This is a genomic window from Shinella sp. R2-11, assembly GCF_055330205.1.
The window spans coordinates 631,767-655,342 of sequence record NZ_JBVAPC010000002.1 but is presented as its reverse complement, the minus strand read 5'-3'; the positions used below and the strand labels follow the sequence as shown (position 1 = coordinate 655,342).

Annotated in this window: 17 protein-coding genes and 1 tRNA gene; 9 read left to right on the top strand and 9 right to left on the bottom strand. The window is 64.2% G+C overall.

Annotated elements, in window-relative coordinates; all coding sequences use genetic code 11:
• Positions 1–4 precede the first annotated feature (4 nt).
• Positions 5–1,024 carry a ketol-acid reductoisomerase gene (ilvC, locus tag ACZ1A1_RS07815; protein ID WP_313192835.1) on the top strand — a complete coding sequence of 340 codons (1,020 nt, stop codon included), beginning with the start codon at positions 5–7 and terminating at the stop codon, positions 1,022–1,024.
• 478 nt (positions 1,025–1,502) lie between these two features.
• Positions 1,503–2,726, top strand: coding sequence for an aminotransferase-like domain-containing protein (locus ACZ1A1_RS07810; RefSeq protein WP_463619424.1), 1,224 nt, complete (start codon positions 1,503–1,505; stop codon positions 2,724–2,726).
• A gap of 157 nt (positions 2,727–2,883) precedes the next feature.
• Here the strand turns inward: ACZ1A1_RS07810 and ACZ1A1_RS07805 are convergent, their stop codons facing one another.
• The gene (locus ACZ1A1_RS07805) at positions 2,884–4,527 is read right to left on the bottom strand and encodes a M20/M25/M40 family metallo-hydrolase (RefSeq protein ID WP_463619423.1); all 1,644 of its coding nucleotides are present in this window, start codon (positions 4,525–4,527) and stop codon (positions 2,884–2,886) included.
• Between the two features lie 140 nt (positions 4,528–4,667).
• On the opposite strand from ACZ1A1_RS07805, the gene ACZ1A1_RS07800 reads away from it, so the two are divergent.
• From ACZ1A1_RS07800 to ACZ1A1_RS07785, 4 genes are all read left to right on the top strand, one after another.
• Positions 4,668–5,084 carry an Lrp/AsnC family transcriptional regulator gene (locus ACZ1A1_RS07800; RefSeq protein ID WP_119256069.1) on the top strand — a complete coding sequence of 139 codons (417 nt, stop codon included), beginning with the start codon at positions 4,668–4,670 and terminating at the stop codon, positions 5,082–5,084.
• A gap of 84 nt (positions 5,085–5,168) precedes the next feature.
• Entirely contained in the window at positions 5,169–6,275 is a 1,107-nt protein-coding gene (locus tag ACZ1A1_RS07795; protein ID WP_463619422.1) for an endonuclease/exonuclease/phosphatase family protein, read from the top strand.
• A gap of 82 nt (positions 6,276–6,357) precedes the next feature.
• The gene (locus tag ACZ1A1_RS07790) at positions 6,358–7,272 is read left to right on the top strand and encodes a PhzF family phenazine biosynthesis protein (protein ID WP_463619420.1); all 915 of its coding nucleotides are present in this window, start codon (positions 6,358–6,360) and stop codon (positions 7,270–7,272) included.
• A 118-nt stretch (positions 7,273–7,390) separates the two neighbouring features.
• A tRNA-Lys gene (locus ACZ1A1_RS07785) sits at positions 7,391–7,466 on the top strand.
• Between the two features lie 118 nt (positions 7,467–7,584).
• Here ACZ1A1_RS07785 and ACZ1A1_RS07780 read toward each other — a convergent pair.
• The 5 genes from ACZ1A1_RS07780 to ACZ1A1_RS07760 all read right to left on the bottom strand — a co-directional run bounded on the left by ACZ1A1_RS07780 (position 7,585) and on the right by ACZ1A1_RS07760 (position 15,107).
• Positions 7,585–9,534: a heparinase II/III family protein gene (locus ACZ1A1_RS07780; protein WP_463619419.1), complete on the bottom strand. Its 1,950-nt coding sequence runs from the start codon at positions 9,532–9,534 to the stop codon at positions 7,585–7,587.
• 78 nt (positions 9,535–9,612) lie between these two features.
• Positions 9,613–10,863 carry a glycosyltransferase family 4 protein gene (locus tag ACZ1A1_RS07775; protein WP_463619418.1) on the bottom strand — a complete coding sequence of 417 codons (1,251 nt, stop codon included), beginning with the start codon at positions 10,861–10,863 and terminating at the stop codon, positions 9,613–9,615.
• An 8-nt stretch (positions 10,864–10,871) separates the two neighbouring features.
• On the bottom strand, positions 10,872–12,140 hold the full coding sequence (locus ACZ1A1_RS07770; protein WP_463619417.1) for a nucleotide sugar dehydrogenase: 1,269 nt from the start codon (positions 12,138–12,140) through the stop codon (positions 10,872–10,874).
• Between the two features lie 299 nt (positions 12,141–12,439).
• Positions 12,440–13,576, bottom strand: coding sequence for a glycosyltransferase (locus ACZ1A1_RS07765; protein ID WP_463619416.1), 1,137 nt, complete (start codon positions 13,574–13,576; stop codon positions 12,440–12,442).
• A gap of 7 nt (positions 13,577–13,583) precedes the next feature.
• A complete protein-coding gene (locus tag ACZ1A1_RS07760; RefSeq protein WP_463619415.1) occupies positions 13,584–15,107 on the bottom strand; it encodes a GumC family protein in 1,524 nt (507 codons plus the stop codon).
• Positions 15,108–15,246: 139 nt separating this feature from the next.
• On the opposite strand from ACZ1A1_RS07760, the gene ACZ1A1_RS07755 reads away from it, so the two are divergent.
• Positions 15,247–16,575 carry a VpsF family polysaccharide biosynthesis protein gene (locus ACZ1A1_RS07755; protein WP_463619414.1) on the top strand — a complete coding sequence of 443 codons (1,329 nt, stop codon included), beginning with the start codon at positions 15,247–15,249 and terminating at the stop codon, positions 16,573–16,575.
• Here ACZ1A1_RS07755 and ACZ1A1_RS07750 read toward each other — a convergent pair.
• Together ACZ1A1_RS07750 and ACZ1A1_RS07745 are read right to left on the bottom strand one after the other, a co-directional pair.
• Positions 16,532–17,929, bottom strand: a complete 1,398-nt coding sequence (locus tag ACZ1A1_RS07750) for a glucosamine inositolphosphorylceramide transferase family protein (protein ID WP_463619413.1) — start codon at positions 17,927–17,929, stop codon at positions 16,532–16,534. The two genes, ACZ1A1_RS07755 and ACZ1A1_RS07750, sit on opposite strands and share 44 nt — an antisense overlap.
• Before the next feature lie 176 nt (positions 17,930–18,105).
• Complete coding sequence (locus tag ACZ1A1_RS07745) at positions 18,106–19,536, bottom strand: lipopolysaccharide biosynthesis protein (protein WP_463619412.1); 1,431 nt, start codon at positions 19,534–19,536, stop codon at positions 18,106–18,108.
• A 124-nt stretch (positions 19,537–19,660) separates the two neighbouring features.
• Here ACZ1A1_RS07745 and ACZ1A1_RS07740 point away from each other — a divergent pair, with 124 nt between their 5' ends.
• Positions 19,661–20,776: a glycosyltransferase family 4 protein gene (locus tag ACZ1A1_RS07740; protein WP_463619411.1), complete on the top strand. Its 1,116-nt coding sequence runs from the start codon at positions 19,661–19,663 to the stop codon at positions 20,774–20,776.
• The gene (locus tag ACZ1A1_RS07735) at positions 20,728–22,191 is read left to right on the top strand and encodes a phenylacetate--CoA ligase family protein (protein WP_463619410.1); all 1,464 of its coding nucleotides are present in this window, start codon (positions 20,728–20,730) and stop codon (positions 22,189–22,191) included. Before ACZ1A1_RS07740 ends, ACZ1A1_RS07735 begins: the two co-directional genes overlap by 49 nt.
• Here ACZ1A1_RS07735 and ACZ1A1_RS07730 read toward each other — a convergent pair.
• Positions 22,185–23,429, bottom strand: coding sequence for a glycoside hydrolase family 5 protein (locus ACZ1A1_RS07730; RefSeq protein WP_463619409.1), 1,245 nt, complete (start codon positions 23,427–23,429; stop codon positions 22,185–22,187). The genes ACZ1A1_RS07735 and ACZ1A1_RS07730 overlap by 7 nt on opposite strands.
• Positions 23,430–23,576 lie beyond the last annotated feature (147 nt).

Genomic DNA, 23,576 nt, shown 5'->3' with positions numbered 1-23,576 from the left:
ATCGATGCGCGTCTATTACGATCGTGATGCCGATCTCAACCTCATCAAGGCGAAGAACGTCGCCATCGTCGGCTACGGCTCGCAGGGCCGTGCCCACGCCCTCAACCTCAAGGATTCCGGCGCCAAGAACGTCGTGATCGCGCTCAAGGCCGGTTCGCCGACCGTCAAGAAGGCCGAAGCCGACGGCTTCAAGGTCATGACCGTCGCGGAAGCCGCCAAGTGGGCCGACCTCCTGATGATGGCGACGCCGGACGAACTGCAGGCCGACATCTACAAGGCCGACATCGCCGGCAACATCCGCGACGGCGCGGCCATCGCCTTCGCCCACGGCCTCAACGTCCACTTCGGCCTCATCGAGCCGAAGGCTTCGCTCGACGTCGTCATGATCGCGCCGAAGGGCCCGGGCCACACGGTTCGCGGCGAATACCAGAAGGGCGGCGGCGTTCCCTGCCTCGTCGCCGTTCACCAGAACGCTTCGGGCAACGCCCTCGACCTCGCGCTCTCCTACGCCTGCGGCGTCGGCGGCGGCCGTTCGGGCATCATCGAGACCAACTTCAAGGAAGAGTGCGAAACCGACCTCTTCGGCGAGCAGGTCGTCCTGTGCGGCGGTCTCGTCGAGCTGATCCGCGCCGGTTTCGAAACGCTGGTCGAAGCCGGTTATGCGCCGGAAATGGCCTATTTCGAGTGCCTGCACGAAGTGAAGCTGATCGTCGACCTGATCTATGAAGGCGGCATCGCCAACATGAACTACTCGATCTCCAACACGGCCGAGTGGGGCGAATACGTCACGGGCCCGCGCATCATCACCGCCGACACCAAGGCCGAGATGAAGCGCGTCCTCAACGACATCCAGACCGGCAAGTTCACCTCGGACTGGATGCAGGAATGGAAGGCCGGCGCCGCCCGCTTCAAGGGTATCCGCCGCAACAACGACGCACACCAGATCGAGGAAGTCGGCGCGAAGCTGCGCGGCATGATGCCCTGGATCGGCAAGAACAAGCTGGTCGACAAGGCCGTCAACTGATCGTCCCTGCCTTCCGCAGGACAGGAAGCCGGGCGGATTTTCCGCCCGGCTTTTTCATGCGGGTCGCGCATTCTCCCGGCGCTGCATGTTGCAGTGCATATTTTCGAACATTGCGGCGCAACAAGTAATAATCTTGCGCAAACCTCCCTTTAGGAACAAAATGCGAGAGTGTTTCGTTCGGCTGTCAGGAGGATAGTGCGATGACCACGATTATCCAATACTTCGCATGGTTCGACCTTTTCATCCTTTGCAGTATAGCTGCACTGGTGCTGCTTAGCCTTTATAGCGACCGGGCAACCTGAAGCCCGGCTGACGTGAAACGGCTCCCGGCCGGCCTTTCCGCCGGTAAGAGTAGTTTTGCGTAAAACCTTGGGCGTTCGCCCGCTTTGTCTTGGCGAGAATATTTAGGTCAGCATTGTTGACATAAATTCATCGTCATGATGGGATGCGGGTCAAACAACAGCCCGAGGAAACCCCTATGTTCGAATGGGATCAGGCCTTCGCGACTCGCGCGTCGCGGATGAAGGCGTCCGAAATCCGTGAATTGCTGAAACTCCTGGACCGGCCGGACATCATCTCCTTCGCCGGGGGCATTCCCGACCCTGCGCTGTTCCCGAAGGAAGCCTTCGCGGCGGCCTATGCCGATGCGCTTGCGGGCGAGGGCGCGGCGGCGGGCCTGCAATATTCCGTCAGCGAGGGCTACAGGCCGCTGCGCGACTGGCTGGCCGGCGAGATGGGTAGCATCGGCATTCCCTGCACCGCGGAAAACGTCTTCATCGTCTCCGGCTCGCAGCAGGGACTCGATTATCTCGGCAAGCTCTTCCTCTCGCCGAAGGACACGGCGCTCGTCACCTGGCCGACCTATCTCGGCGCGCTGCAGGCCTTCAATGCCTATGAGCCGACGTATGACCGGCTGAACCTTTCCGGCAACCGCACGCCGGAAGCCTACCGCGCCACGGCGACGGAGGCGGGCGGGCGGGTCAAGTTCGCCTATCTTTCCGCCGACTTCGCCAATCCGACCGGCGAGACTGTCGACCGCGCCGGCCGCGAAAAGCTGCTTTCGCTTGCCGAGGAGCTGGACATTCCCGTCATCGAGGATGCGGCTTACCAGTCGCTGCGTTACGATGGCGAGGCCATCCCGCCGATCCTGGCGCTGGAGATCGCGAAGAAAGGCAATATCGACGCCGCGCGCACCATCTATTGCGGCAGCTTCTCAAAGACGCTCGCGCCGGGCCTTCGCGTCGGCTACATCGTCGCGGCCGCGCCGGTCATCCGCAAGCTGGTGCTGATGAAGCAGGCGGCGGACCTGCACTCCTCCACCATCAACCAGATCGCCATCGCCCATGTCGCTGCGCGCGGCTTCGACGCTCAGGTCGCAAAGATCCGCGCCGCCTACAGCCAGCGCCGCGATGCCATGCTGGCGGCGCTCGACAGGTACATGCCGGAGGGCGTGAGCTGGACGAGGCCTGAGGGCGGCATGTTCGTCTGGGTGACGCTGCCGGCCGGGATGGACGGCGCGAAGCTGCTCGCCCGTTCCATCGAGACGGAGAAGGTCGCCTTCGTGCCGGGGCAGGCCTTCCATGCCGACGGCAGCGGTGCCAACACGCTGCGCCTCAGCTTTTCCTGCGCCGATGCCGCGACGATCGAGGAGGGCATTTCCCGCCTCGGCCGGCTGCTGGGCAGCGAGCGCATGGCTGCCTAAGGCAGGGCGGGTTTGCCCCTCACCCTAACCCTCTCCCCGCAAGCGGGGAGAGGGGACGTGCCCCCATGAAGGGTCATTGGTTGGGAAGCCTTCGCGGCATATCTCCTTCTCCCCGCTTGCGGGGAGAAGGTGGCCGGCAGGCCGGATGAGGGGCACCTTATTCACGCAAGCAGGCCAGCGCTGATTCGAAGACCAGATCCGGCAGAACCCCGAACGTATAGGGCGCGTGCACACGCTCCCACTTCTGGTGATAATCGCGCCCCCACGGTCCGATATTGACCGTCGGGAAGGAAAGCAGCCCCTCCGGCACATCGTCTGTGAAGCCGGCCGACGGGGTGTTGGCGGCCAGCAATCCGGTCTCGCCCGCATCCGGCCGGTGGCCGAAGAAGCTCATGTCGGAAATGCCGGCGAAGATCTGCTTGAACTTGATCGCGGTGCCGTGCCTGCGCGCGGTCTCGTCCATCACGCGCTGGAACCTTTCCCTGAGGCCGCGTCCCGCCTCGGACTGTTCAAGATGCACCAGCGGATAGTGCAGGCTGCCGAAGCCGACGATCACCGCCGGGCCCTCGATGCCCGCCTCGGTGACCGCGGCCGAGACGATTTCGCGGCTGACCTTCAGCGGATCAGTGCCGCCGGAAAGCGCCCGGTCGAGCGTGGCGAGACGCGCCAGTGCCTCCGCCCCGCCGCGCGCTTCCACCCGCTCCAGAAGCCCGGCATAGGTCAGCACGAGGCCTTCCGTCCTGATGGGCTCGCGGTCCCGGTAGCGGGCGGCGTTGGCGTCCTGCGCATCGAGCGCCATTCGCAGCGCGCCGGAAACGATGGCGTGGAACTCGGCGAGGATGTCGCCGGCGCTGCGGCGATGCGTCAGCCAGTTGAAGGACAGCCAGACGCGGTCCGGCGTCGTCACGTCATAGCCGTCGCGGATGTCGCGGGCTTCCAGGCACACGGGCGGCGGTGAGCGCTCGCCGAAGGCCTCGTCGCTGAGCTCCGGCACGGTGTCCATGGCGCGGGTGATCTCGGCGCTGATGCGGTGGGCGCTGGTGCCGTTGAACGGATAGCCGGCATGGGTCGGCCGGCCGATGACGAAGGCGAAGGGCGCGAACTTGCCGATGGAGCCGAGATAGACCGCCCGGCCTTCCTCGCCGTCGCGCTCGCAGCTCGACGCGTCGAGATTGATGCCGGCGACGATGTCGAGATCGAAGCGGCGCGCGATTCCGGGCAGGGCATTGCGCAGGCTGCGCATGCCGCGCGAGCGGTTTTCCTCGTCGGGCGTCGCGACGAAGAGGATGTTGCCTTCCGGCGCCTCCAGCCCGGCAAAGCGCTCCAGCGCCGCGATGCCTGCCGCAAGGCCGCTCTTCATGTCGAGAAGGCCCCGCCCAGCGATGAAGTCGCCGCTCTCGAAATCCTCGAGCGCCTTCGCCTCCGCTCCATTGAGGGGGCGGCTGCGAAGCTCCTTCGTCAGGGCCCGCGTCAGCGGCTCGGGATCGCAGGCGAGCGGCGCCAGCGTGCCGTAATTGGCGATGGAGACCGTATCGAAATGGCCGGCCAGCACCACGGTTTTCCGCCCGCTTCCGCGCACCAGCGCGACGACGCTCCGGGTCAGCCGCTCGCCGTGGCTGTCTACGGTGAAGATCCGGTCCGGGTGGCGGCGGAAATAGGGCGTTTCGGCAAGATGCGCCCGCAGCCGTTCGGAAAACTCCGCTTCGTCCGGCGAGCCCGTCACGCTCGGCCAGCGGGTCATCATAAGGGAGAGTTCGCGCGTGCGGGCGGCGGCGCTGCCGAGGGCGGTTTCGTTGGTCATGACGGGCCTGCCGAAAGCTGTTGCATTGAAGGAAGGGGAAGGCTAGCCAAGAGCGATGGCAGGCGAAACGGCAATTTCCTGGAAAAATCGCAGGCAGTATTGTCGTTTCGGCAGGTGAAACTGGCATTTCGGCAGGATCGATGGACACGACGGACCGCAAGCTTCTCGCCCTTCTGCGCAAGGATGGCCGCGCCTCGCTTTCGGCGCTTGCGGCGGAGCTGAAGGTTTCCCGCGGCACCGTGCAGAACCGCATCGACCGGCTGGAGCGTGACGGCGTCATCGCCGGCTTCACCGTGCGGGTGACCGAGGCCGACGATCCCCATGCCGTGCGCGCCGTCATGATGATCGAGATCACCGGCCAAAAGACGCTCGCCGCGATCAAGGCGCTGCGCGGCATACCGGAAGTGCGCGCGCTCCACACCACCAACGGCGCCTGGGACCTCATCGCGGAAATCCAGGCGGAGAACCTCGTCGAGTTCGAGCGGGTGCTGCGCGGCGTGCGCGCCATGGACGGCGTGTCGAAATCCGAGACCAGCCTGCTGCTGACCACGCTTTGAGGCTTCGCTTCCGGCTGGCGCGAAAAGGCGCTTTCCATTGCCGGTCAGCCGGTTACACTCGGCAGGCCTATCCGGAAGGACCTCATGTCGCTACGCCTTGCCACCTTCAATATCGAAAACCTCATGACCCGTTTCGATTTCACGGGTTTCCGCAACCAGCTTCGCCAGGATCGCGTGCTGCGCCTCTTCGACATCCGCAACGAGGCGGAATACCAGCGGCTGGAGGAGGCGCGCACCATCGCGCATACGGACGATGCGCGCCAGCATTCGGCGCTCGCCATCGCCGATGCGGATGCCGACATCCTGTGCCTGCAGGAGACCGACAACATGGCCGCCCTGCAGGCCTTCGAATACGGCTATCTCTTCCGCATGGTCGGCAACGGCTACCGGCAGAAATACCTCATCGAGGGCAATGACAGCCGCGGGATCGACGTCTCCGTGCTGATGCGCGAGGAAACACGCGACGGCCAGCGCATCGAATGCGTCGATATCCGCAGCCATGCCGGCGTCACCTATCGCGATTTCGACCTCTACACGCCTGATCTCGGGCCGGGCATCCACCAGGACGACAAGATCTTCAAGCGCGACTGCCTGGAAATGGACCTGCGCATCGGCGGGCGGCCGCTGACGCTCTATGTCGTGCATTTCAAGTCGATGGGGCCGGGGCGGGACGGCATGGACGGGCGCCAGTCCACCATGCCCGTGCGCATGGCGGAGGCGAGGGCTGTGCGCCGCATCGTCGAGGACCGCTTCGGCCCCGGCCACACGGCGGACAAGGCATTCGCCATCTGCGGCGACATGAACGACTATCAGGAAAAGCTCGCCATCGAGGGCGACAGGCGCAACGGCTATCGCTTCATCCCGCGCCGGGAGGACGTCAGCGCGCTCGATGCCTTCACCGCGGATGGCTTTGCCGTGAACCCGATGCTGCGCCGGCCGGTGGACGACCGCTGGACGCTCTATCACAGCCGCGGGCCGGAGGAGCGCCACCTCTGCCAGCTCGACTATATCTGGCTCTCGCCGTGGCTTGCCGAGCGTAATGCCCAGCATGTTCCGGAAATCATCCGCGCCGGCCAGCCCTTCCGCACGCTCTTCCCGCCGGGGCAGGAGGTGGAGCGCTATCCACGCGTCGGCTGGGACCGGCCCAAGGCTTCCGATCATTGCCCGGTGGTCATGACGCTCGACCTGTGAGCCGTCCCGCGGTTCATTTCCACTTGCCCGCGGCCGGCGGCTCGGGCAGGCTTACGGCCGAAAGTCGAATACGGAGAACGCCTTGTCCCGCCGCTACGCCATCTACGACGTCTTCACCGACACGCGGCTTGCCGGCAATCCGCTGGCGGTCGTCTTCGATGCCGAGGGTCTCGGCGACGATTCGATGCAGCGCATTGCCGGGGAGTTCAACCTGTCGGAAACCGTCTTCGTGCTGCCGCCGGAAAAGGCGGGGCATACCGCGCGCCTGCGCATCTTCACGCCCGGCCGCGAGCTGCCCTTCGCCGGCCATCCGACCGTGGGCGCCGCGATCGCCATCGCCGAAGCGGGCGAGGGCGGGCCGGAACCGCGCGACCAGGTCAGCGTGCTGGAGGAGAATGTCGGCCCGGTGCGTTGCGCCACGCGCCTTGCCGGCGGCAAGGTGTCCTTTGCCGAATTCGACCTGCCGCGCAAATCCGCACGGCTCGACGCCGCCTTCGACAAGCAGGCGCTCGCGGATGCCTTCAGCCTGAAGCCGGCGCAGATCGGCTTCGAGAATCATGTCCCATCGCTGTGGAGCGCGGGAGTCGCCTTCGTGATGGTGCCGGTGCACGATCTCGCCGCGGCGGTGGCCGTGGAGTTCGATCCGATGCTCTGGGAGCGCTGCGCCCCCTTCGCCGAGGGACGGCTCGCATCCGCCTATCTCTACTGCCGCGCCGGCGTGAACCACAACGCGAAGTTCCACGCCCGCATGTTCGCGCCCGACATGGGCATCGCCGAGGACCCGGCGACCGGCTCGGCCGTCGCCGCCATGTCCGGCGCCATCCATTTCTTCGACAAGCTCGTCGACGGCCACCACCCGTTCCTCATCGAGCAGGGCGTCGAAATGGGCCGCCCGTCGCTCATCCACCTCCATCTCGACATCTCGGGCGGAACGATCGCCGGCGCGCGCATCGGCGGAGAAGCCGTCCGCATCGCCACCGGAACGCTGGATTTGTGACGCCTGTTTTGCGCTGCGGAAGAAATTTGCGCCGAGACGCACTTTTTTCAAACCGCGGTATAGACAAGCCCTGAGAACGCCTTTATACGCCCCTCCAGCACCGCAGCAGCGGTCAAGTGGGTGATTAGCTCAGTTGGTAGAGCAGCTGACTCTTAATCAGCGGGTCCACGGTTCGAGCCCGTGATCACCCACCATTCTTCTCTTGAAGATGAATGAGTTACGCTGATTTCTTTATTCTACAATTTAAATAAGGCTTGCCGATTGCGGTAGCTTGCGCGCTCCTGCGCGGACTGTGTCGGAGCCCGAAATGGGCTACCCGGCATCCTCGGGAACGAGATGAATTTTCGTCAGCAGTCCCTCCGAAGGTAGCGTGCCTTTCCAGGCGATTCGGGGGGCGGGAAGCTTTATGCCGAAGCGGGGAGAATGCCAGCCTCCGGTGCCGGCTTGGCCGCCGCTGTTGCTTTCTATCCGGCCCGGATGCGAGAAGGACATGGTCGCGAGCCAGTGCTTATCGGAGAGGATGCGTATCTCCTGCCCATCCATCTCCACTTCGCAGTTAGGGGATAATTGGAAGACGATCTCGGCGGCCTGATCCGGGTTGCCGATCAAGGCATCGTGGATGGAAAAGCCGTGGGGGGTGGACGCGACGGTTCTGCGATGGAGGCATCCAAAGCGATTCCGGTATCCGTCGTGGGATGCGACGATGCGCCAGTTCTCTCCGTCCTCGACGCTGTCGAGACTGGCTACGGCCTTGTGGGACCAGTTGAAGGCCCCGGACATCGTGCTCTGGTCGGCGCCGGCAAGCGTGAGGGTGTTGTGGGCACGCGTGCTGCGGAACCAGTCCCGCCATTCTCCTCCCGAGTGATAGAGATAGGTGCCAGGATCGACGAAGAGGGGCTTTCCATTCACGGTCACGATGACGGAAAGGGCATCCGCGTGGCCGTGGGCCGCGATGGAAAGATAGCCGAGAGGTGCGTGGTCCACGACGATATGGAGATCGCGGCCGTTTCGTGCTTCCCGAACCACGGTGTAGCCGCCCTGTGCGAAGGTCCGCAAGCCGGAGGGGGGGGCAGGGCTGTCCGCCGGCGCCCGCAGCAGGGCGTCGCGCAGTTCGATTTCCGGTGGGCGTGGGCCTTTGGCCGGCGTACCGAGATAGCCGGCAATGGCCGCCGAGACGGAGGTGGCATAGGCCGGCTCGTGCCGCGACAGGGTGATGACGCGGCCCTCATCGTCATCACAGATGCCGGGCGTTCTACCCTTGGCATCGGAAAGCCAGGCGATGAAGGTGGAAAAGAGCGCCAGCCGTTCCTCGATCCCTTTCGCGAGCGGCCGGCCCGCGGCGCGCGCGGCGAAGCAGCAGAGAAGCAAGAACTCGGCGGTGAAGGCGCCATAGGTCGGTGACTGTTCGGCGCCTACGCCGTCAGCGAGAATCTGCTTGTTCGCTTCTTCGGCCAGGATTTTCCGGCCCTTGGCCTGAAGCCTGCCTGAAAGCGGGAGTTCTGGCATGGCAAGCGAGATCAGGAATTCGCCGGCCACCTCGGCGACGAGATGGTTGTTTGCCGAGGAGAAACGCGAAGGATAGCGCGCTATCCAGATCTGGTGAGCGTGCAGGATCGTTCGTATCTTTTCGACCGTGGCATCGGACAGACGGCTGCCGCACAGGCTCGTGACAACGAGGAGGCTGATGGCGCGCAGGCCAAGCTCTATGCCGCTGTTCCAGCAAATCCCGCGGAAGGGCGGATTGGCCTCGTACCAGCTGCCGATTGCCGCCTCGATCTCTTCGATCGCATCCGGATTTCCCGTCAGCGCCGCATCCGCGGCAAGCGGCTGGAGGAACTGCAGCCGGTTGTATTCCCAGACATATTTGATGTCGCCGAGCATGCGCTCATGACGATAAGGAATATCGAAGCAATAGACCTCGCTTCCCGGCCAAAGGCCCCCCGTGACGGGATCGAACCGCCAGAGTGTGGGTGGGAAAGGCTTGCCGGGATCACGCGGCGGCCAGTCCGCCCCGAGCGCGCTGTAGCGGCCGGAAAGCATATCCCGGCTGGCCGCGAGAATATCCTGCTTCACACGCTCGGAGGCGGCGGCGAGGTTTTCGGCCAATCCGGGCAGGACGGGTAGCGGACCGGACGTGCGGTAACGCGACCAGCCCTCCATCCGTCCGCGCGCCGCCAGCTTCTTGCCCTTCTCGACGAAGCGATGGGCGATTTCGGCCGGCCCCATGGCGCGCAGCCGATGGATATACCAGGTTATGGACATCGCTAGCTCCAGATGTGCCGGCTAAGTGTGCCGATGCGGGGCGGCGCCTGCCGTGCGACGGTCTTTGCGGTGCGGCCTCTAGGGCCGCACGTTCTTGTAGGCCGCTATCAATTTCGGGATTTCGTAGGTCCAGGCCATCTTCGTTTCGACGCGCTCGCGGCCGAAGGCGCCCATCCTTGCGCAAAGGGCGGGATCGGCCAGCAGTTCGGCGATCTTGCCCGCGAAGTCGACGGGGTCGTTGGCTTTGGCGTAGAGCGAGGCTTCCTGGGCGCTGAACCGGCCTTCGGTCACGTCGAACTGGACGATCGGCTTGCCGACGGCCATATATTCGAGGATCTTGTTCATCGTCGATTTGTCGTTCATCGGGTTCACCCGGTCGGGGTTCACGCAGACATCGGCCGTCGACAGCACTTCGAACAGGGTCTGGTCGGGTGCCCGGCCGGTGAAGGTCACGTAATCCTTCAACCCCATGGTCTCCGACAGCGCCTGCAGCGAGGCAAGGCTCGGACCACCACCCACGAGCACGAACTGGATGTCCTTGCGGTCCTGATCGAAGACCAGGTGGCGGGCCGCATCGAGCAGGAGGTCGATGCCTTCCTGATCGCCCATAACGCCGACATAGCCGACCAGGAAGTCACGACCGTTCCTGAGGGTGGGATTGGGAGCGACGGCCTTGACGCGCGTCAGGTCCGGCCCGCTGCGGACGACGAAGACGTCTTCCGGCTTCTTCCCGCCGCGTTCGAGTGCGATCTTCCTATAGCTCTCGTTGGTGGAGATGACGGTATCGGCGGTCTTGAAGGTCAGCCATTCGAAGGCGCACATCAGCCGCCAGAAGAAGCCGCGCTTGTTGAACTTGGCTTCATAGAGCTCGGGATTGATGTCGTGGTGATCGAAGATGTAGCGCTTGCCGAAGAGCTTGAACTGCCAGGCGACGAGGAAGATGAGGTCCGGCGGGTTGCAGCCGTGCAGCGTGTCGAAACCGTGGCGGAAAAGGATCTTCCAGGAAAGCAGCGTTTCCCAGACCAGCGCCGCGCCATATTCCAGCAGGTAGCCGAGCGCCCCGCCGGCGTCGAGCGGCAGCGGATGGCGATAGACATGGATACCCTCGAGCAGCTCGTAGCGCTCGGTGTATCCCTTGCCCGTCGGGCAGATGATGGCGACCTGCGCGCCGGCGGCATGCAGCGTGCGGGCCGATTGCCAGACGCGGCGGTCGAAGGGCACCGGCAGGTTTTCCACGATGATGAGGATCTTGCGGCCTGCCATCGTGCCGGAAATGTCGGCATTCGGCGGGATGCTCGCTGTGTTGTTCCTTTGAGGTGTGCTGTCCATCGCGGGCCTCACGACAGTGCGTTCAGGTTGATGACGTCGCCGTGGTCGCCGAGATCGAGCTTGCGATGGGTGTCGTTGGCGATGACGATGCGGTCGTAGGTGGTCTTCTCCGCGGCCTCCTTGGAGACGAGCAGCTGCGAGAGCGTCGGGATCTGCGTATAGGCATAGCCGAGGTTCGCGCCGACGAGCTTGTTGGCGTCAATGGCCGGATCGAAGATGGAAAGCTTGTAGCCCTCGCGCAGGAGACCGCGGGCAAGGTCGATATTCGGGCTCTCGCGCAGGTCGTCGGTATGCGCCTTGAAGGCAAGGCCGACGAGGAGCACGGAGGCGCCGGGCGCAAGTCCGCGCGTCGCCCGCTCGAAGAGGCGATATTTGTGCGCCTCGTTCGAACGCAGGAGGGAATCGACCAGATGCGTATGGGCGCCGCAATCGGCGGCGATATACTGCATGGCGCGCACGTCCTTCGGCAGGCAGGAGCCGCCGAAAGCGCCGCCCGGGCGCATGTAATAGGGCGAGATGTTGAGCTTGGTGTCGGAAACGAAAATCTCATGCACTTTCTTGGCGCTGAGCCCGAGCTGCATGCAGATGCGGCCGATCTCGTTGGCATAGGCCACCTTGACGGCATGCCATGTGTTGTCGACGAATTTGGTGATTTCGGACTCTGCCAGATGGACATAGAAGGTCGGCGCCTTCAGGTTCCGGTTGAGGAGGTCCATGCGGGCGTTCGGCTGGCCGTCGATCGTGCCGATGACGATCTTCGGCGGGTCGAAATAATCCTGCACGGCGGAGGATTCGCGCAGGAACTCCGGATTGTAGACGAGTTCGACGCTGCGCTTGAAGGCTTCGCCGAGCATCGAAGCGAAGATCGGGGCAATGAGGCCTTCCACCGTGCCCGGACGGATGGTGGAGCGGTAGACGACGGTCAGCGGCGAGGTCCGTGTCGTTCCGACTGCAGCTGCGATCTGGCGCGTTACCTCGGCGATATAGGTCATGTTGTGCGCACCGTCCGGCGCGGAAGGCGTGCCGACGCAGACGATCGCCATGTCGCAATCGTGGAGATGGTTCCTGATCTCCGTGTGGGCGGAAATCCGGCCGGCCTTCAGGCCTTCGGTCAGAAGCTCCTCGACGCCGGGCTCGGTGATCGGCGCGACGCCCTGATTGATCTGATTGACCTTCTTCTCGCTGATATCGAAGCCGATGACCTCATGGCCTTCTTTCGCAATACAGCACATGGCGGTGAAGCCCACGTAGCCGAGGCCAAAAATTGCGACTTTCATTTAGTAGTCCTCACTTCGAAGTCCGAAGAAATCGGCGCCGCATTCATTGTTGCGCGATGTTCCGGGGTAATATTTCAACAGTGATCCGTAGCAGTCAGATATTTCGTTTTGGTGTAAATCCCGGTTGCAAGGCAGTTCGCAGCGCCCGGTGACCGGGTGGCGGTAGGCTTTCCACAGGCCTATTCGCATTCATGATTAATGAAACCTGCCGCGGACGGTGCGGAACCTGCCTCCCGTCTTGGGCCGGCCGGCCAGGGTGCTTCTCGGGCAAGCAGTGCGCGGCTGGAACGGCGCCCTGCCTACGAGATGTTCGCTTCCAGCAGGGCCTCGTAACGATCACCGGCGACATCGATGCTGAAATCAGCCGCACGCCGGCGAAGGTCGTCTGCCCGTGCGGGGGCGAGAAGGGTTGCCGCCATGGCTTGCGCCAAGGCTGGTGCATCGCCGACGGGCAGCAATGCGCCAAAACGTCCGTTGACGAGGATTTCACGCGGGCCGTAGGGCGCGTCGGTCGATACGACCGGCACGCCGGCTGCCATAGCCTCGATCAGGACATTGCCAAAGCCCTCGCTGATGGAGGACAGGACGAAGAGGTCGGCGCAGGCATAGCAGGCGGCCGGATCGTTGACATAGCCGGGAAAGAGCGTCCGGCCGGAGATGCTGAGTTCTTCGGCATAGGTGATCAGCTCTTCCCTGAGCGGACCCTCGCCAAAGATCACCAAACGATGCTTTCCGGAGGGATCGAGCAGGGAGAAGGCCTTGAGCAGCGTCCGGTGGTCCTTGACCGGCACGAGGCGACCGAGGGTGACGATCACCGGTCCGTCGCCCATGGCGGCAAGGCTTGCCTGCCACGGCTGCGGCCCTTCGTTTCGGGGACGGGATGGCGGCAGCGGATTGTGGATGACCGCGATCTGCCTGTCCCGGAAGCCCCGTTCGGCCAGATCGCGTCCCACACCGTCGGATACGGCGATTGCCCTGGTCGCGCGCCAGGCGACCAGCCGCGTGAGCGCCGGCGCGATGCGCGAACCGAGACCGCTGCTCCGCAGCGCGGCCGCGGCATGGTAGCTCGGGAAGAAGGCTGCCCGCGTTCCGCCGGGAACGACATCCCCGATCGTCAGCGCAAGAGCCATCAGCAGGTTGGCGAATTCCGGGCCGGCGAAAACCGCGTCGGGTCGCTCACGGTGCAGGAATGCCGCTGACCGCACCAGCCCTTTCAGCGTTCCGGTTTTTCCAAAGCCCTCGCCACGCATCGGCAGGTCGAGGCTGACGAGCCTTACGGCGGGGTTGCGCAATTCGGCATTGGGGCCTTTCGCGCTCCAGACGAACAGCGTCACCGCATGGCCGCGGGAGGCCAATTCGTTGGCCATCAGGACGAAGACCCGTTCGGCGCCGCCGCCATGCAGGCTCGGTGCGTGAAAGACGATGCGCTTCTTCATGGCGTCATCAGGATGTCCGTAGCGGCGTGCCCGGTGCGGAGCGCAGATCCGCGGCAAGCCCCCGCACCAGCGCAAGGCCGATGCCGATCATAAAGCCCGCGACTGCGCCGAGCAGCAGCAGCGTCGCGGAACCCGGCGGCCAGGAGCGGCTGGACGGCGGAAGGGGCTCGGTGATCACACGGACATTGTTCGTATTGATCTGCTCGCGCTCGGTGATCTGGCGCGTGCGGGTGAGGAAGCTTTCGTAGATCGCGGCCTTGGCGGTGGCATCGCGCTGCAATTCGCGCAGGTCGATCTGCGACTGGTTGTCGTCGAAGGCGGAACCCTCCGTGGCGCGCATCCGGGCGGTCAGGTCGGCAAGGGCGGCATTTGCCTTGTCGAGTTCGGCGCGGGCTGTGTTCCTGGCGCGCTCGAGCTCGGCTGCGATCTGCTGGCGGATCGAGGAGAGCCGCGCTTTCAGCCGAAGAATGGAGGGATGGCGTGCGCCGAGAACAGCGGCCTGATCGTCATATTGTTGCTGCATGAGGCCAGCTGCCTGCTGCAATTGTGCAAGAGCCGGGGAAACGGCCGCCTGGGCGCCGAGCGGCGCGTTGCCTGCCTTCATCAGAGCGTCGTAGCTGAGCTGGGCATTGGTGCTTCGGGAACGGGCGGCGAGCAACTCGTTATTGAGTTGGCTGACAGTCTGGGCCGTCACGAGACGGCCGTCCGCGCCGGCGGACAGGTTGTGCGCGCGCTTGTAGTCCTCCACGCGGGCTTCCGCGGCCAGCACATCGCGCTTGAGCTCGCCCAGCCGATCTTCCAGCGAGCGGGCGGCGCGGTTGGCATTCTCCGCATCCGCTGCCGCCAGCTCCTCCTGGAAACTGCCGACGATCGCCTTGGAGATCGCGATTGCCTTATCGGTGGTCTCCGCGGAAACGCTGAGGCTTGCGATCAGCGACTTTTCGTCGGCGCCGATGCCAACCTTGGTCTGCAGGGTCTTCAAGGCTGCGGTGTCGCGGTTCGGCTCGGCCGTCTTCTCCTGCCGGAGAAACGAGAGCAGGCCGGGACTGGCGGGCTTGTAGAATTCCGGGTCGTCGGCAAGTTTCAGGTCCTTCACCGCGCGCAGCAGTACATTGCCGGAAGTCAGAATCCTCACGCGGCTGCCGAAATTGAGCAGCTGGCCGTTCGCCTCGCCCGGTGCGACGAGGGGATCGTTGTTGACGACCTGGAGATTGGTCGGATTGACGAGGATATCGGTCGTGACGGTGAAACGGGGCGTTGTCGTCTTGCCCCACACGACAGCGCCGATCGCTCCGCACAGCGAGAGCGCCAAGGCGAGCTTGAGACCCGATTTCAGCCAGACGAGCGCGCGCCTGAGATCGAGTTCCATGAAGTTGGCGATCCTGTCGAGCGTTACGGCTTCCTCGACCGGCGGGGCGCTTTCCCTGGCGACCGGCGTCTCGACGTGGCGGGGCTTGGCCTCGAAGCGCTCCCGCGTGGACACGCGGCAGCGAGGCTTGTCCGCCAGCTGGTTGAGAAGGGAAGATGCCATCCGGTTAACGCCTCGTTTCCTATGTTGGTGATAATTGTAAACACATGTGGTTAACGGGGCGTTTCCCTGCCTGCCGCGCCAGCGGTTGGCCGTGCTCGGAAAAAAGAAGCAAACCAGCGGGCTTTGAAGAGGTAATTCAATGGCTTATCCCATGGCGGCCATCGGGCCGGAGCGGGGGCGAATCGACCTCAGGAGCAATGCGCTCGGAATTCTGTTTCTCTTCCTGACGGTTGCGACGCTTGCCATGCGTCAGCTCGTGACGCCCGACCTGATGAACATGCTGACGAGCTATTCGAGCGAGGGCGGGCCGTTCTACGAGAAGTTCCACCTTGCCACCTATACCACGGTGGCACTCCTTCTTGCGATCCTTTGGAGCCGCCCGCTTGCGCTTGCCGACGAGGATGTGGCTCTTTTCCGCTCGCTGGTGCGCTATGCCGCCGTGATGGGCGCACTTGCGGTCTATTTCGTTCTTATCGGCCGCTTCAGCGCCATCGGCTTTCTTGTCGAGACCTATCTCGCGGCGGTCCTCGCAGCGATCCTGCTGCTCGTCCAGAGCGAACAGGCCCGCCGCATTGCCGCGACCGCGATGCTGTCCATCCTGATTGCGAGCGCGATCGTCGCGATTGGGGAGGTGATCCTGCAACGCCGCCTGATGCCGTTTACGGAAGGCGAGCCGGTTTTCCGCGCCACGGGCCTTTCCAGCCATCCGCTGGTGCTCGGCGCACAATGCGCCCTTGCGATCGGCTTCGTGCCGCTGACGCGCTGGCCCCTTTGGGTCAAGATCGTCGCCCTGTTCGTCCTTTTCATCGGTTGCGTGGCGGCGAGCGCCCGCGTCGCGCTGATGGCGTCGGCCCTTGAGATCCTGGCGCTAATCCTCTTCCTGCGCTGGCCGAACCTTCCGCCCCGGCGCGAATTGCAGGCCAAGCTCATCGTGCTCTTCTTCACGCTGGTCGTCGGCGCGGCGCTTGCGGTTCTCCTCCTGTCCGTCGGTCTTCTCAGCCGGTTCAGCTCGGTGGTCGATACCAATTCCATGGCGCGCGTGCAGATCTATGAGGTCTTCCACTACGTCTCATGGAAGGAGCTCCTGCTCGGCATGAACGCGGCGGATCTGCTGAAGGTCGTCAACGAGAAGGTCGGGCTCGAATTCATCGAAAGTGCGCCGGTCTTCATCATCATGCTGATGGGGCTGCCGATGGCGATCGTTTTCACGCTCGTCCTGGTCGGCTATTTCCTGCGCATCCTGCGAGGCACAGCGGTAGCTGCGCGCATCGGGGCAGTGATCTTCCTGCTGATCGACATGACCAACAATGCCCTGGCGACCAAGACGGTGGATATCCTGCTGCTCACGGTGCTGGTCGTCGGATTGGGCAAGGCCACGCAGGCGGTTCCCGCCTCCGCGACCGCGCGGCAACCCAACACGCGCGCTAAAGTAAGCTATCGATCACTTCCAGCCGGCCGGTCCGGTTGACGGTGTGGAGGCTGGCGGGACCTTTGCCCTCGGCCGTGCAGATCGGAAGGACAGGGCCGAAGCGGACGTCCGTCGCATCCAGCCTGAGGATTTCGCGCAGTCCCAGTCCTCCGCCGTAGGTGTCGGTTCCGTTCTGGACGGGCAGGAAGGCCTTGCCGTTCACATGGACGATCCGACCGCCCGGCCGTGCGCCGGCCCGGTCGATCACAACGGGATTCAACGGGTGCGGGATCCAGGGGCCGTGGAGGCGTTCGGCGCTGTAGATAGCCATCGTGTCGGAGGCGCTGCCGCCGGCATAGCGCTCGGTCCCGAGCATCCAGAATCGCCCCTCATGCTGGAAAAGGGTGGCGTCGTTGAAATTCCTGCCTTCGATCAACACGGCTTCCCGCTGCCAACAGTCGGGGAAGGGGGCGGCACGATAGAGCACGACCTCCTTCGCGGTGCCGCTCTCGGGGATCATGAACAGGTTCCCCTCATGCGCGAAGACGTTTGGATAGGACAGGTGATGCGCTTCTTCGAGGACGACGCGTGGGCGTGCGAAGCGACCGTCCGGGCGGAGTTCCGCGACCGATATCACGCCGCGGCGGGACGCATAGGGATATTCCTCGACGAACAGCCAGGTCCGTCCTTCATGGTGGATGGGGAACGGGTCCGCGTAGAACCGCTCGCCGTCATCTTCCAGGAAGGAAAAAGGGGCACCGCCGACATGACGGGTTTCGACAACCCCGGGCCCGTCGATGAAACGGTAGGCGGTTTTCCAGGAGAACTTCCGGCTTCCCGGCGTCATTCTCTTCAGCATGCGGGCGGCAAGGCCGCCGATGAGGTGTTTCGCATAGGCCGCTTCCGGGCGGTGCGATGGCGCGGCTGCCGGGGTCACGGTGATTTCGTCGAGGAGGCCTGCCTGCAGGCGCGCGAGGGACTGCACGAAGAGCGACTGGATGCTCACCAGCACCATCCCGATATCACGCGACAGCCAGACCCGGTCATGTATCATGGGTGCTGCGCGGCCGACGGCCTTGCCGTTACAGCGGGCGACAAGCTCGACCGGACCGCAGTCCGACCGCAGGCGCAAGAGCCCCTCTGAAAGAAGGGCGCAACCGCCGACCTCGATGGCGAGAACAGGTATCCTGCCCGGTTCCAGTCCTCCCGTCAGGTCGAGGATGACATCCACGTCGTTCGCCGACGGCCCGGCGGGCACGAACGGCGCCGGCTCTGCCGGGGCACCGACCCACAAGGACTCCAAGGCCATGATGCAGTCCAAGAAGCGCGCGGAAGGTGCTGCCTCGGCATAATCGATCTGGACCTCATATCCGGCCGCGTGCAGACGTGCGGCCAGAGTATGCTCCCATCGCATGATGCTGTTTCGGAAAGATACGATACGTACTTTCGAAAATTCGGCCCGAATATTTGACAAAATCCCGTCTCCCCCTGATGACGGTCACAAATCGATATTAATAAATCCCTTCGCTTCCGAAGCTTTTTGCCTGTTGAGCGGTGCGTCCGAACTTCGCCGTTTCGTCGGATTGCTCGCTATAGCCGGCTGCGTACGGCCGCCAGGCCACGCCTGGCTTCTTCGGGATAGCAGAGAGCATTGGCGATGAGGAAAACGATGCCGGCCGCCGATCCCGCAAGCGCCAGGCGGAGGACGACATTCGCATCGCCAAGGGAATGGCTGATGAGTGCTGCGATCCCCCCCATGGCAAGCGAGGTGGAAAGCGAGATCGCAAGGGCTCGCCAGGGAAGGGGAACCGGTGTCAGCCGTTCGCTGATCACCACGGAGGCGAGCAGGTTCACCGCCGCTCCACCGGCCAGGGCCAGGGCGGCCCCTGCCTCGCTCATCGTGGGGATGAGTAGGAAGGACAGGGTAATGGTGCTGACGGAGCCGAATAGCTTGCTGACGATGAGCAGCCAGGACTTCTTATGGGCGTAGACCACCGCGCCATAGACGAAATCCGCCAGATTGGTGAAGACGGCGCTGATCGCGATGGTGCCGAACAGCAGGTTATAGGGCCCGTCGTAATCCTTCGGTAGCAGCAGTTCCGTCAGGTCGTGGCCGAGCGCCGCGAGGAGGGCGGCGACCGGAAGGCTGAAGGTGAAGATGAGCGAGAGGAACTGCTTGAACACCGCGGCGGCCGCGGCCGGCCCCTCCTCGTCGAAGCGTCCGACCGCCTCGGGAAAGGCGCCCATGTTGATGGCATTTGCGATCATGTCGACGGGCTGGCGGGCCAGCGCATAGGCGGCGGCGAACACGGCAACCGCGGAGGCGCCGTGATAGACCTTCAGGAAGACCCTTTCCGCATTGGCAAGACCGAAGCCGAAGAGTGCCATCGCGATGATCGGCACGCCGAGGGCGAAGAATTCGCGGTGGGTGAAGCGCGGCGGACCGGCAACGATCTTCCGCGCGGCGACGATGCTGCAGACAATGCCCGTCGTCAGCATGCCGAGGCTCGATGCAAGCGAGATCGCCAGAAAGGAATTGTGCTCCACCAGCATGGTCAAGACCGGGAAGACGAGCTGCAGCAGGGCGCGCAGGAACTCCATCGTGGCATAGGTGGTGTGTCGCTGCTGCATCTGCAGGATGACGAGGCCGTAGCGGGCGATGGCGCCGGCAACGAGATAGGCGCAGACGGCGATCGAGAAATCGCGCCAGCGCTCCGGCGCGACATAGCCGCTGGCGACAATCGCGACGACGATGGCAAGCAGCGTCGTGCAGAGCAGGATCGTGCCGGCGCGCGAAAGGCTTCCGCTGGTGACGTCTCCCTTGCCGCCCAGCCGGAGGAGAGAAATGCGCAGCCAGTTCGTCAGCGCCACATCCGTCATCTCGCCCACCGTGACCACCAGCGTCAGGAGGCCGTATTCCGTCTGGTCGATCAGGCGCGTGGCGATAATGAGGAACAGGAGCGCGGAGATGCGCGTCAGCAGGATGGCCGGGCCGTAGATGAGGGTGGATTTGAGCAGCAAGGGAAGTTCCTTGGGATGGTTCGGCCGATGGTTGTGGCCGGAACGCGGATTTAACGAAATCCTAGTGGCAAAGTGTTAACAGCAGTGTGTTTCCGTTCCGGCCGCATCAAATAAGGAGAAAGACATGCTGCAGGGCGCCCGTTCCGGCCGCGCCATCCATGTCCTTGTCGCAACGCCCGTCGGCGCGACAGGGCAGGGCGGTATCGACAGGATCATGGCCTCGCTCAAGCATGAGCTCGAGCGGCGCGGAAGCGGGGATATCCACGTGCGCTTCCTCGCCACCCGGGGCAGTGGCCATATCGCCCTGTCCCTCCTGCACACGGTTGCTTTCTGTGCCAGGATGCTTGCCGCGCGGTTGTGCGGAAAGGTCGATGTCGTGCACATCAACCTGGCGAGCCATGGCAGCACCTACCGCAAGCTCCTCATCTCCGGATGGGCGGCGATGCTGGGCATTCCCTATGTGCTTCACCTGCACGGCGGCGGATACATGCGCTTCTGGCCGGAGGCGGACACGCTGCTCAGCCGCCGTATCGGCGCGATGTTTCGCAAGGCCGCCGGCGTGATCGTGCTTGGAAAAGTCTGGCGGGACTTCGTTCTCCGCAAGGTGCCGCAGGCGGAAGGCCGCGTCGTCATCGTGCCGAACGCCACGGAGACGCCCTCCCTGCCGCACAAAGGCGGCGGGGGAGAGGTTCATATCGTCTTCCTTGGCAGGATCGAGAAGGACAAGGGCACGCCGGAGCTTTGCGAGGCGCTTGGCCTCATGGCCGATCTTCCGGGCTGGCGCGCGACGATTGCCGGCGCAGGCGAGGTGGAGGCACTGCGCTCGCGATTGAAGGAACTCGGCCTTGAAGGCCGGGTGGCGGTGCCGGGGTGGCAGGCGGCGGCGGATGTCGCGCGGCTATTGTCCGAGGCGGATATCCTGACGCTTCCCTCCTTCGTGGAAAATCAGCCGATCTCGATCATCGAGGGCATGGCGGCGGGGCTCGCCGTCGTGGCGACGCCGGTTGGCGCGGTGGCGGATATCGTCAGCGACGGTGAAACGGGCCTTCTCGTGCCGCCGGGCGACGTGCCGGCGCTGAGGAACGCGCTGTCGCGGCTGGTCGAGGAGCCGGAATTGCGCAGGCGGATGGGAGAGGCGGGCAAGGCGCGGCATCGGGCCAGTCTCGACGTTTCGCCCTTTGCCGATGCGTTGTGCGACATCTGGCGGGCAGCCGCCGAAAGCAGGGCGGAAAAACGATGAAACCTCTCGATATCCTGCGCGGCCTTTATGTCCGCAGTCCGCCGTTCGTTCGCCAGGCAGCCAAGCCATTGGTGGCGCTGGTGCCGACCAGCCTGAAATTCGGCAAGACCTATGCCCGTGAACGCGCGCGCATCGCGCGGGCGGCAGGCGATCTGCACTTCGCGCATGAGCAGCATCTGGCGGCGTTGCGGGCGCTGATCGCCAAGGCGCATGACGGCAGCCCCTTCTATCGCGCGCTCATCGACAAGGCTTTCGGGTCGGGTTTCGACGCCTCGGCCTTCACGCCGGCGGATTTGCGCCGCCTGCCCGTTCTCGGCAAGGACCAGTTGCGGGAAGCCGGGGAGGCCGCGCTTGCGGTACCACGCTGGCAGCTGGACAAGGCCGAGACCAGCGGGTCGAACCTTGCGCCGCCCTTCACCTTCTTCCTCGACAAGGACCGCAGTCCGCGGGAGATGGCTTTCGTGTACGACGTATGGTCCCGCGCGGGCTTCAGCGAGAAGGATGCGCGGGCGAGCCTTCGCGGTTTTCACCTTGAGGGGGGCGAGACCAGTCTTCATGACTGGGATCCGGCCCTGCGCGAGCTGAAGCTGGCGGTCTTTCCGATGGGGACCGCTGAGGTCTCCGCCTATCTTGATGAGATCGACCGCCGGAAAATCCGGTTTCTCTACGGATACCCGTCGGCGATCGAGCTTCTGTGCCGCCGCATGCGGCAACTCGGGCGGACGCCGCGCGCCGGCATCGCAGGCATATTGCCGATTTCCGAGCCGCTTTACGATCACCAGCGCGCCCTGATCCGCAGCGTATTGGGCAACGTCGCCTTCGGCGTCTTCTATGGCCTCAGCGAGAAGGTGACCTTTGCCGCCGAGGTGCCGGGCGAGGACGGGCTTTATGAATTCAATCCTCTCTACGGAGTTGCCGAGCTGGTGGACGGAAAGGGGGAGCCCGTCACGGAACCGGGTCGTGAGGGACGCATCGTCGGCACCGGCTTCCTTTCGACGGGGATGCCGTTCATCCGCTACGATACGGGCGATTTCGGCCGGCTCGTCGAGCTACCTACGCCCGGCAACGGCCAGCGGCTGCGCATCCGGGCGCTGGCGCCCCGCCGCAAGCCGGACTTCCTGATTTCCTTCGACGGGCAACGGGTGGTGACGGTGGACCTTACGCCGGAAGACCCGGCGTTTTTTGAGGGCATCGCGGAAATCCAATTCTATCAGGACGCACCGGGCGAGGTCGTGATCCGCTATATCCTCGACCGAGAAGGCTCCCTTTCGGATATCGAGCGACTGTGCCGGCATCTCACCGAAAAATGCCGGGGAAAGCTTGCTTTCCGGCTGGAAGAGGTCTCTCGGCTCGTCGCCGGACGTGGCGGAAAGCGGGCCTTTGTCGACCAGAGGCTGGACGTCACGCGCTATTGAGGCACAAGGTCCAGCGCCTGCATCAGCTCCTTGTCCGGGATCGCCGGCCCCTTGGGTTCTATGACCGTCATGCCATAGGGGTTGGAATATTCCCAGATGGACCACGGGATGCCGTTTTCCTCCGCCGTCTCGCGCACGAGGCGCAGGTAATGCAGCCTGTCGGTGTCATAGGCACCGGAGCGGCCGTCGGCGGTCATCCGGATCACTCCGAACTCACCCATGAAAAGCCGTGACGGTGGAAGGGCATGGTGCTTGGCCCAATCGATCGCCTCACCGATGCGTGCCTTCAGCATCGCATCGTCCCAGTTCTCCCTGAAATAGGTTTCGATCCGCTCGTCCGCCTTGGCAAGAGAAACGATCTCCTTGAGCTGGCTGAAGCCCGCCGCCTGCATCCGGGCGGAAAGCCGCTGGCGCACCCGCTCGGCCGAGTTGCCGCGCGCCGGCCACGGCACGCCAGAGAAGAAACCGTCGGAATCCTCGGCTCGTTGGTGGGTGAATTCGTGCGGGTCGTACATGTGGAAACTGTAGAGGACATTGGCGTCGTCGAAGCTCGGGTCGAGATCGGTGAGGCCGGTGATGCTGCCGCCGCAAGCGCCCGTCGTGATAATGGTGAGGTCCGCGCTGACGGAGCGGATGTCGGCGATGGTGCCGGCGATGATCCGCTGCCAGTCTTCCGTCCCGCCGGAATCGCAGGGGTAGTAGGCGGGCTCGTTATAGGGCTCGAATGCCACCTTGTCCGTCCCGATTTCCACAAGCATCGCGGCGACGGTCTTTGCCATGGCCCGATAGTGCATCACGCCTTCGCTGTCGGCTCCGCCATCGATGACGTCCATGCCGTAGGCCGGCACCTGGCTGACGGCGTGCAGGTTGAAGACGACGGCAAGGCCCGCTGCCGTCACCCGCCGCACGGCGCGGGAGAGCACGTCGAGCGCCTCCTTTCGCGCTGCGTCGTTGCCGGCGAGGAGGGGGCCCGGATCGACGGTCAGTCGCACGAAATCGAAACCGAGCGCCCGGATGCGGACGAAGGGATCGCCCTTCGGCCAGTCCGAAAGGGGCCGCTCGGAAGATAGCCATTGCTCGACCGTGCGGTAGGGTGGGCGGCGGTAGGTGCGGTCTTCGTTGACGGGAGACCAGTTGAGCCATTCATGCAGGCCGACGCCACGGCCTAGCCGCAAAGGCGCTGCCTGGACGACCATGGCTGTCATCAGCACACCGAGCAGCGCGGCAATCAGCCTCATGCGGGGCAACTCCCAGCTTGAATTGGATGTTAACCCGATTGGTGTAAAGCAGAACCGCTTGTCCCGAAAGGTTGGCGGAACGCAAATGCCGAAGTGGCATGGCGGAAATCCGTCCGGCCGTCCGGTCGGCTTCAGGCGAGACAGGAG

Bases quoted from the DNA above. Each gene is read 5' to 3' on its own strand.
- ACZ1A1_RS07805 (WP_463619423.1), bottom strand. From the start codon at position 4,527: ATGACCAACGAAACCGCCCTCGGCAGCGCCGCCGCCCGCACGCGCGAA.
- ACZ1A1_RS07760 (WP_463619415.1), bottom strand. From the start codon at position 15,107: ATGGCATCTTCCCTTCTCAACCAGCTGGCGGACAAGCCTCGCTGCCGC.
- ACZ1A1_RS07795 (WP_463619422.1), top strand. From the start codon at position 5,169: ATGTCGCTACGCCTTGCCACCTTCAATATCGAAAACCTCATGACCCGT.
- ACZ1A1_RS07775 (WP_463619418.1), bottom strand. From the start codon at position 10,863: ATGGACAGCACACCTCAAAGGAACAACACAGCGAGCATCCCGCCGAAT.
- ACZ1A1_RS07780 (WP_463619419.1), bottom strand. From the start codon at position 9,534: ATGTCCATAACCTGGTATATCCATCGGCTGCGCGCCATGGGGCCGGCC.
- ACZ1A1_RS07755 (WP_463619414.1), top strand. From the start codon at position 15,247: ATGGCTTATCCCATGGCGGCCATCGGGCCGGAGCGGGGGCGAATCGAC.
- ACZ1A1_RS07765 (WP_463619416.1), bottom strand. From the start codon at position 13,576: ATGAAGAAGCGCATCGTCTTTCACGCACCGAGCCTGCATGGCGGCGGC.
- ACZ1A1_RS07810 (WP_463619424.1), top strand. From the start codon at position 1,503: ATGTTCGAATGGGATCAGGCCTTCGCGACTCGCGCGTCGCGGATGAAG.
- ACZ1A1_RS07740 (WP_463619411.1), top strand. From the start codon at position 19,661: ATGCTGCAGGGCGCCCGTTCCGGCCGCGCCATCCATGTCCTTGTCGCA.
- ACZ1A1_RS07750 (WP_463619413.1), bottom strand. From the start codon at position 17,929: ATGCGATGGGAGCATACTCTGGCCGCACGTCTGCACGCGGCCGGATAT.
- ilvC (WP_313192835.1), top strand. From the start codon at position 5: ATGCGCGTCTATTACGATCGTGATGCCGATCTCAACCTCATCAAGGCG.
- ACZ1A1_RS07770 (WP_463619417.1), bottom strand. From the start codon at position 12,140: ATGAAAGTCGCAATTTTTGGCCTCGGCTACGTGGGCTTCACCGCCATG.
- ACZ1A1_RS07730 (WP_463619409.1), bottom strand. From the start codon at position 23,429: ATGAGGCTGATTGCCGCGCTGCTCGGTGTGCTGATGACAGCCATGGTC.
- ACZ1A1_RS07800 (WP_119256069.1), top strand. From the start codon at position 4,668: ATGGACACGACGGACCGCAAGCTTCTCGCCCTTCTGCGCAAGGATGGC.